Genomic DNA, 3616 nt, shown 5'->3' on the forward strand with positions numbered 1-3616 from the left:
TAAATTCAGTGTGTATAGATAAATTTCTCATTAAATAAGCAGGGCAGTGAAGAAAAAATTTAAATAGGAGTGAAATAACAGATATATGGAACGCGCGTTTTAAAATCAAGTTAGCCACTTTTATTACAAATTTGGGACAATAAAAAACATCAAGAACAGATATCCTGTATCATTGAAGTTCCAACACAAACAATGAAAGAGGTATTGTCCTGATGCATGAACATATCACACGTCGTCAACCAGGTCATCATTTGTCTCAAATGGAACGCGGTAGAATTGCAGAACTTTACGCCACCGGCACCACTTTAGCAGGTAACGCACCAGATAGCTATGTGCATCGGCTCTATCATCGGATTCCAGTGACCCAACCATTGGACGCTTTTGTCTGCCAACTTTCAACCAATGATGGGCGGCATGACAAGGCTATGGGGCAAGTTACGGGTGCACAACAGCGCCACGGCTTTGACGAAACGACGACGCTCGGAGCGATTGAAACAATCGTGGCCTATGTTCAACAGCATTGGGCGGTGCCAATCGTGTTCTTCACTTGTGTGCGAAAACACGATGCGAATTATGGTAAATTAGTGCAGCAATTGAAAGTCTTACAAAAAAGTGGCACTTCACGATTATTGACCTCTGGCAAGATCCAGTGGTCAAAGCTGAAAATCGCGCCCAACCACTAGCAATGGTCGACGACGCTCATCCAACCCGATTAGGTTATCGGAATATCTGGACGCCAATTTTTCGGCAACAATTAACGGACGTGCTTCGCCAGTCGGAACCATAATCGTCAATCGATTTCGCGTTTTCAAGGCTTCCGTCGATAGTCTAAAGAAATAAACATAACGACCGGATGAACCTGTCATGTGATAGGCTCATCCGGTCGTTATGTTTTAGCTTACTTCAATTTTAGGTTAGTCTGCGACTTCAATCTTCCCAACCGCAATTGGTAAGGTGACGTGTGCATCGTAGGCGCCAACTTCACCAGCAACGGTGGCTGGTAAAGCCAAGTCTTGTGGTACGCCGTGAATGTAGATGACCCGTTTGTCGAGTTCCAAGTCATCGGTACCAAAGACTTCTTTGAACTTCGCTTGCAAATCAGCTAATGGCACATCGATTTCGTAGGCAAAGTGGCCTTGGGCGTCAGCGACTGGGTAGTTATCATTCGGCACGTCCATGTGATGTGGGGCGTTGTCAAATGGCACCATCGTTGTCCCTGAGACTGGTTCAGTTTCTGGCAAGTCGACAAATCCGTCATGATTGGCATCCTGCGCCATCGTGGCAATTTGGGCCGCCTTACCATCTGGAAAACCGTGGAAATGTTCCCAGTGTTGCGTATTTGCAGGTGTATCAAACATTTCAATCGCCACGTGTAATTGGTCACCGTCTTCAACAAAGGTGGCAGTTCCATGGGGTGCCGTTCCAATGCCTTCTGCGTTTAGTGGTACGATGTTAGCAACGTATTTTTTAGTCATGAATGATTCCTCCAATTCTTCATCATAAGTCCATTATATGCTATTCTAAACTTATTAAAATTGATATATGTCAAGAAAGGAAAATTTATGCACCCAAAATGGATTGTATCAGTCGCTCGCCACTTTTCGCGCCGCTGTCACCGACAATTAAACTAAATTGATTACAGTGACGCACCATCGCAAGTTTTTTCAAAAGGGTCAACTGATCCGACAACCGCTGGACCACCAAGAAGGGATGCTGATTTTGGACGAGGGGACGGCCAAAGTCTATGCGTTAGCTGATAATGGCAAGGAGAAAATTATTGACTTACTACATACTGGTGATGTGGTCGGTCAGCGCTGGTTATTTGCACCGCATGAAAATCAGGGCTACATCCAAGCGACTAGTGATGCGTGGGTTTGTTCCATTCAATACGCTGATTTTCAGCAGTTACTCGGAGAATCAGCGAATTTATCGTTAGCGATGATCAACAATTTTGGCAACCAATTGATTGAAGTCGAGAAAAATCAGATGCGCCGTGATCTATTGGATGCAAAGGACCGTCTGATGGCTTATTTGCGGGATGTCGCGGTGGAATCCGGACAAGTCGTCTTTGAATTACCACTTAAAAAGAAGGAACTCGCCAATATTTTGGGAATTACGCCGGAGACGTTCAGCCGTCAATTTAAGCAGTTAGCTTTGGAAGGTAAAATTATTGTGAATAACCGGCAGATTACGATGTGCTAGAAAAATGCGGTTAACTACGCATTTTTCTAGGGACTGTCTGAAAACTAAAAATTCAGGTATAATCTGAGGAAAAACGAATCGAGACATTCCGATGACAACACCTAAACGATACGAACTGGAAGATGCTCAGTGGGACCGAATCAAAGGATACTTCCCGCCATACCGGACTGGCCGTCCATCAAGCCTAGACAACCGTACCGCCCTCAACGCTATCCTCTGGCTCATGCGCAGCGCAAAACGCCGAATGTATGGTCGAAAATCAAGCTATTGGACTAAGTCGAGGTGGCCGAACGACCAAGATTCACGCACTCGTTAACGGATTAGGGAATCCCTTGGGTTTTCGCCTAACAGGTGGTCAAGTACATGATAGCCAAGTTGCCAGTGAGTTGCTGGAAGGCTTCGATATTTCTCAATCAAATATTATCGCGGATAAAGCCTATGGCACCGCGAAACTTCGCCAGTATATTGAAGATAAAGCAGGCGTCTATACCATTCCGCCAAAGGAAAATACCAAAGACAAGTGGACCTGTGATTACCACGTTTATTGTGAGCGCCATTTGATTGAGAACTTCTTCAATCAGTTGAAGAACTTTCGTAGGATTGCAACGCGTTATGATAAGCTCGCTCGTGTTTATCTGGCTACGGTCTACATTGCCTCAATTTGCATCTTACTTAAGTAGTTTTCAGACGGACCCTAGTATAACCTATTCCGAACGAATTAAAATCGAAACCTTTTGTGAACTAGGGCTGTCCAATATCCAAATGGGCGTTCGGATTAATTTTACAATCTACCATAAGCCTACCGATTTTTTAATATTATTTTATTCATCAATTTCTGGCGCCGACCCAAGCTCTGCCTGAATCATCCAGATTTTCTTCTCAATTGCGGTTTTGAGACCAATGAAAATATCTTGGGTACTGAAGTCTTTTTCAACATCGGATACTTCAATGCCGTGTTGGTAAAGGTCTTCCAAGTAACGATAGCCATCAACTAAGTGTGCGAGGCGTTCTGGGGTTGTTTTGTCCCATTCACCAGGCCAGTCTTGAATCTTAGTGTTTTCGGCCATTTCTTTTAAGGTCGAGTAAGGACTGCCATCAAGCGCAATCAGCCGTTCAGAAATGACATCGAGTTGGCTGTCAATTTCTTCCATGAACTCATCCATCAAGGGGTGCAACTTCAAAAAGTTGGGTCCACGCATGTACCAATGCGTCTGATGGATAATCATTGACATCTGGCTCAAATCGGCAACGAGTTGATTTAATACTGCTTTGGTTTTCGTATATTTCATTAGATTGATCTCCTTTCGATATGGTTATTGTAGCATAGTGGTAGCTTAATCTGAAACGTTATACACTGGCAAATTAAGTTATTTATAGCCCGTAGAATTAAGTCGTTTTTGAAAAGATGGAGACG

4 protein-coding genes and 1 pseudogene are annotated in these 3616 nt (G+C 43.9%); 3 read left to right on the forward strand and 2 right to left on the reverse strand.

Annotated features, from left to right (window positions below; translation table 11 throughout):
- The first annotated feature begins 212 nt into the window (after positions 1-212).
- The gene (locus JCM17471_RS12890; RefSeq protein WP_054778150.1) at positions 213-683 is read left to right on the forward strand and encodes a hypothetical protein; all 471 of its coding nucleotides are present in this window, start codon (positions 213-215) and stop codon (positions 681-683) included.
- A gap of 231 nt (positions 684-914) precedes the next feature.
- Here JCM17471_RS12890 and JCM17471_RS12895 read toward each other — a convergent pair whose 3' ends face one another.
- The gene (locus JCM17471_RS12895; RefSeq protein ID WP_016374492.1) at positions 915-1475 is read right to left on the reverse strand and encodes a hypothetical protein; all 561 of its coding nucleotides are present in this window, start codon (positions 1473-1475) and stop codon (positions 915-917) included.
- 235 nt (positions 1476-1710) lie between these two features.
- On the opposite strand from JCM17471_RS12895, the gene JCM17471_RS12900 reads away from it, so the two are divergent.
- Positions 1711-2202: a Crp/Fnr family transcriptional regulator gene (locus tag JCM17471_RS12900; protein ID WP_263849517.1), complete on the forward strand. Its 492-nt coding sequence runs from the start codon at positions 1711-1713 to the stop codon at positions 2200-2202.
- Positions 2203-2293: 91 nt separating this feature from the next.
- Positions 2294-2882, forward strand: a pseudogene (locus JCM17471_RS12905) (IS5 family transposase).
- A gap of 141 nt (positions 2883-3023) precedes the next feature.
- Here the strand turns inward: JCM17471_RS12905 and JCM17471_RS12910 are convergent.
- Complete coding sequence (locus JCM17471_RS12910) at positions 3024-3491, reverse strand: Dps family protein (RefSeq protein WP_003587210.1); 468 nt, start codon at positions 3489-3491, stop codon at positions 3024-3026.
- Between the last annotated feature and the right edge of the window lie 125 nt (positions 3492-3616).

This window comes from Lacticaseibacillus saniviri JCM 17471 = DSM 24301, assembly GCF_001311785.1.
Lineage (GTDB): Bacteria > Bacillota > Bacilli > Lactobacillales > Lactobacillaceae > Lacticaseibacillus > Lacticaseibacillus saniviri.

Bases quoted from the DNA above. Each gene is read 5' to 3' on its own strand.
- JCM17471_RS12890 (WP_054778150.1), top strand. From the start codon at position 213: ATGCATGAACATATCACACGTCGTCAACCAGGTCATCATTTGTCTCAA.
- JCM17471_RS12895 (WP_016374492.1), bottom strand. From the start codon at position 1,475: ATGACTAAAAAATACGTTGCTAACATCGTACCACTAAACGCAGAAGGC.
- JCM17471_RS12900 (WP_263849517.1), top strand. From the start codon at position 1,711: ATGCTGATTTTGGACGAGGGGACGGCCAAAGTCTATGCGTTAGCTGAT.
- JCM17471_RS12910 (WP_003587210.1), bottom strand. From the start codon at position 3,491: ATGAAATATACGAAAACCAAAGCAGTATTAAATCAACTCGTTGCCGAT.